The organism is Mesorhizobium sp. M7A.F.Ca.CA.004.06.1.1 (assembly GCF_003999135.1).
GTDB lineage: Bacteria > Pseudomonadota > Alphaproteobacteria > Rhizobiales > Rhizobiaceae > Mesorhizobium.
Genome location: NZ_RZPQ01000633.1, coordinates 1 through 3,476, shown reverse-complemented (window position 1 = coordinate 3,476; position 3,476 = coordinate 1). Strand labels below are relative to the sequence as shown.

Below are 3,476 nucleotides of genomic sequence, written 5' to 3'. Positions count from 1 at the left end.
AGGTCGGCGAGCGGTTCGTCATTGCCGGTGGCCGTCATCTGCGCATAGTGGAATTCGTGGCCGCGAATCAGCGCCCCAGCCGAGCCCAGCGGGCAATCGGCGCGCAGCCGCGCCTCGCGATAGCCGAGGTTCATCTTGCGTTTGGTGAAGCTGGTGGAATGGCCGAGCAGGCCGAGCATCGCATGCGTTTCGCCCGACGCGTCCTCCAGCGCTTCGCCCAGCACCATGAAGCCACCGCACTCGCCGTGGATGGGCTTCGTCGTGGCGAAACGGGTCATCCCGGCGCGGAAAGTCGCGGCGGCGGCGAGCTTGCCGGCGTGAAGCTCGGGATAGCCGCCCGGCAGCCAGCAGACATCGCAAGCCTCGTCGGGCGCTTCGTCGGCGAGCGGCGAGAACGGGACGATTTCGGCGCCGGCCTTGCGCCAGTAGGCGGCGACATGCGGATAGAGGAAGGTGAAGGCGGCATCCTCGGCCAGTGCGATCCGCTGGCCGGGCGGCGCCAGTGCGTCGGTGAAGCCGCCAGACGCCGGGGTGAAGGGTGTCGCCAGGGCCATGATCGCATCGAGGTCGAGCGATTTCTCCGCCATGTCGGCCAGCCGGTCGAGATGCGCCATCAGGTCGTCATATTCGCCGGCCTGGACGAGGCCGAGATGGCGTTCGGGCAGGTTCAGCGTGGGATCGCGCAGGATGGCGCCGACGACTGGCAGGCCGATCGCCTCGATGGCGTCGCCCGACAGCCGGCGGTGCCGCTCGCTGCCCAACCGGTTGAGCACTACACCGGCCATGCGTACATCCGGATCGTAGGTGGCAAAGCCCTTGGCGACGGCGGCCGCGGTGGTCGACTGGCCGGAGACGTCGAGCACCAGCAGCACCGGCAGGCCGTAGAGCCGAGCCAAGTCTGCGGCTGACCCGGTGCGCCCCGGCGAGGCCGGAATGCCGTCGAACAGGCCCATGGCGCTTTCGAGGATGACGAAATCGGTGTCGTCGGCGGCTTGCGCGGCGAGTGCGTTGAGCAGCGATGGCGGCATCGCCCAGCTGTCCAGATTGACGCCCGACAGTCCCGTGGCGGCGGTGTGGAAGCCGGGGCCGATATAGTCGGGGCCGGATTTGGCGCCTCGCACCTTCAGCCCACGCCGGGTGAGCGCGCGTAAAATGCCGATGGTGACGCTGGTCTTGCCGGAGCCGGAGCGCGGCGCGCCGATGATGATGGCGCGGGCCGTCATGCTTGTCCCGCCAGTGCCGCGCGCATGGCAACGATCCCGCCAACGACGATCAGCGCCGGCGAGGCGAGACCGGCGGCCGCGGCTTCCTCGGCAATGGTGGCGAGCGTTGCGACGACGGTTCGTTCCTGCGGCGTCGTTGCGGCGACGATCACTGCCGCCGGTGTCGACGGCGCCAGCCCGCCGTCGAGCAGTGCCGCCGCGATCAAAGGCAGGTTGGCCATGCCCATATAAACGACGACAGGCTGGCCGGTGCGGGCGATTGCCGCCCAATCGAGATCGTCATCGGTGCCGGCGGCGTGGCCGGTGGCCAGGATCACCGCCTTGTTGATGCCGCGCATGGTGGCCGGGATGCCGGTCGCGGCCAGAGCGCTGAGGCCCGAGGTCAGGCCTGGCAGCACGCGGAACGGGATGTTTTCATGCGCCAGCGCCAGGGCTTCTTCGCCGCCGCGGCCGAAAATATAGGGATCGCCGCCCTTCAGCCTGACGACGCGGCGGCCGTCGCGCGCCAGCCGCACCAAAAGGGCGGTGATGTCATCCTGTTTCATCGACGGTTTGCCGCCGCGCTTGCCAGCAAAGAAAAGCTCGGCATTTTCGGCAACGGCGACGACATCGGATGAGACCAGCGCGTCGTAGACCAGCGCATCCGCCTCGGCCAAAGCCGCCAGCACTTCGAGCGTCAGGCAACCGGGGTCGCCGGGGCCGGCGCCGGCCAGCCAGACATGGCCAGGCTCCAGCTGGCGCGGCTTGAAGTTCAGCCGGGACAAGGCTTTTTCGAGCGTAGCGTTTTCGCCGGTGTTTTTGTTGCTGCCGCTCACAATCCGTCCCGTCCGCGAAAACGCCGCTGGTAGTGGGCGTCGTATAATGAACTCTCGCCAAAACCTTCGGCTGCCAGCGAGCGGCCGACGAAGATGATCGCCGTGCGCTCCATCGGATCGGCGGCGAGCAGCGCCTCGATGGTCGCCAGCGTGCCGGTCAGCACACGCTCGTCCGGCCAGGAGGCGCGGAAGACGACCGCCACCGGGCAATCCCCGCCATAATGCGGCGTCAGCTCGGCAACGACGCGGTCGATGGCGTGGATGGCCAGATGAATGGCCAGCGTGGCGCCGGTGCGGCCGAAGCCGGCCAGCGTTTCGCCGGGCGGCATTTTTGATGCGCGTCCGGAGATGCGGGTCAGCACCAGGCTTTGCGCGACTTCAGGAATGGTCAGTTCGCGGCGCAATGCGGCGGCGGCAGCGGCGAAGGAGGGGACGCCCGGCGTCAGCGTGTAGGGAATGCCATGCTTTTCCAGCCGGCGGATCTGCTCGGCGACGGCGCTCCACACCGACAGGTCGCCGGAATGCAGGCGGGCGACATCATGGCCCGATTTGTGGGCCGCGACATACTCGGCCTCGATCTCGTCGAGCGACATCGGCGCGGTGTCGATCAGCTTTGTTCCCGGCGCGCAGTGCTGTAGCAATTCGGGCGCGACGATCGAGCCGGCATGCAGGCAGACCTGGCAGCTTGCCAGCAGCCTCGCGCCGCGCAGCGTGATGAGGTCGGCGGCACCGGGACCGGCGCCGATGAAATGGACGGTCATGGCGCATCTCCACTGATGGCGATCGCGCAGGTGACCGGGCCGAGCACCGTGCGCGGGCCAAGCAGTCTGGCGCCTTTGCCGACGACGGCAAGGGCGGATGCCTCGGAAACCGATGAGGTTCCGGCAACATCCTGCGAGAGGTCGGAATGGCTGAGCGTGTCCGACGAGGCGGCCTGAAGCGTGGCGTCATCGACGACGATGACCGGAAGACTCAGCACGCGGCCAGCGGCGGCGATCGCTTCTTCATCCTTCTTGAACTCGGCAGTCGCCAGTGCCGAAAGCGCCGTCATCGTCAGGCCATGAGTCTCCAGCGCGGTTTCGATCGCGGCAAGCACGTCTTCGACGCTCACGCCTTTTCGGCTGCCGATGCCCGCGACCATCATGGCTTCACCCAGCTCCATTGGGTCACTGGCATGGCCGGCCGCCAGGCCTGCATCGCGCCGACCGGCGATGCGCGAGAGATGGCGATGCGGGTGAGATCGCCGCCGAGCTTGGTATGCTGGGCGAGGAGCAAGGCTTCCATCTCCAGCGTCACCGCATTTGCCACGAGACGGCCGCCCGGGCGCAGCGCCTTGATGGCAGCATTCAGCACGCCGGCATCGCTGCCGCCGCCGCCGATGAAGATCGCGTCCGGCGTGTCCAGCCTGGCAAGTGCCCTGGGCGCGCTGCCTTCCACC

At 68.1% G+C, this 3,476-nt stretch carries 4 protein-coding genes and 1 pseudogene; all 5 read right to left on the bottom strand.

From position 1 onward, the window contains the following. The coding region (locus EN906_RS27320; protein ID WP_127375505.1) for a cobyrinate a,c-diamide synthase at positions 1 to 1,223 on the bottom strand (1,223 nt) is incomplete at its 3' end. Continuing rightward, on the bottom strand, positions 1,220 to 2,038 hold the full coding sequence (gene cobA, locus EN906_RS27315) for a uroporphyrinogen-III C-methyltransferase (protein WP_127271891.1): 819 nt from the start codon (positions 2,036 to 2,038) through the stop codon (positions 1,220 to 1,222). The genes EN906_RS27320 and cobA, both read right to left, overlap by 4 nt. Beyond that, positions 2,035 to 2,799 (bottom strand): precorrin-4 C(11)-methyltransferase, encoded by a 765-nt coding sequence (gene cobM, locus EN906_RS27310; RefSeq protein WP_127271893.1) that lies wholly within the window; start codon positions 2,797 to 2,799, stop codon positions 2,035 to 2,037. Before cobM ends, cobA begins: the two co-directional genes overlap by 4 nt. After that, positions 2,796 to 3,182 (bottom strand): cobalamin biosynthesis protein, encoded by a 387-nt coding sequence (locus EN906_RS27305; protein ID WP_127270799.1) that lies wholly within the window; start codon positions 3,180 to 3,182, stop codon positions 2,796 to 2,798. The genes cobM and EN906_RS27305 overlap by 4 nt, the downstream gene beginning before the upstream one ends. Continuing rightward, a pseudogene (locus EN906_RS27300) lies at positions 3,179 to 3,476 on the bottom strand (cobalamin biosynthesis bifunctional protein CbiET); the annotation flags it as partial. The pseudogene EN906_RS27300 and the gene EN906_RS27305, both read right to left, overlap by 4 nt.

Excerpts from the sequence above, each read along its gene's own strand:
- cobM (WP_127271893.1), bottom strand. The coding sequence starts at position 2,799 with ATGACCGTCCATTTCATCGGCGCCGGTCCCGGTGCCGCCGACCTCATC.
- EN906_RS27305 (WP_127270799.1), bottom strand. The coding sequence starts at position 3,182 with ATGATGGTCGCGGGCATCGGCAGCCGAAAAGGCGTGAGCGTCGAAGAC.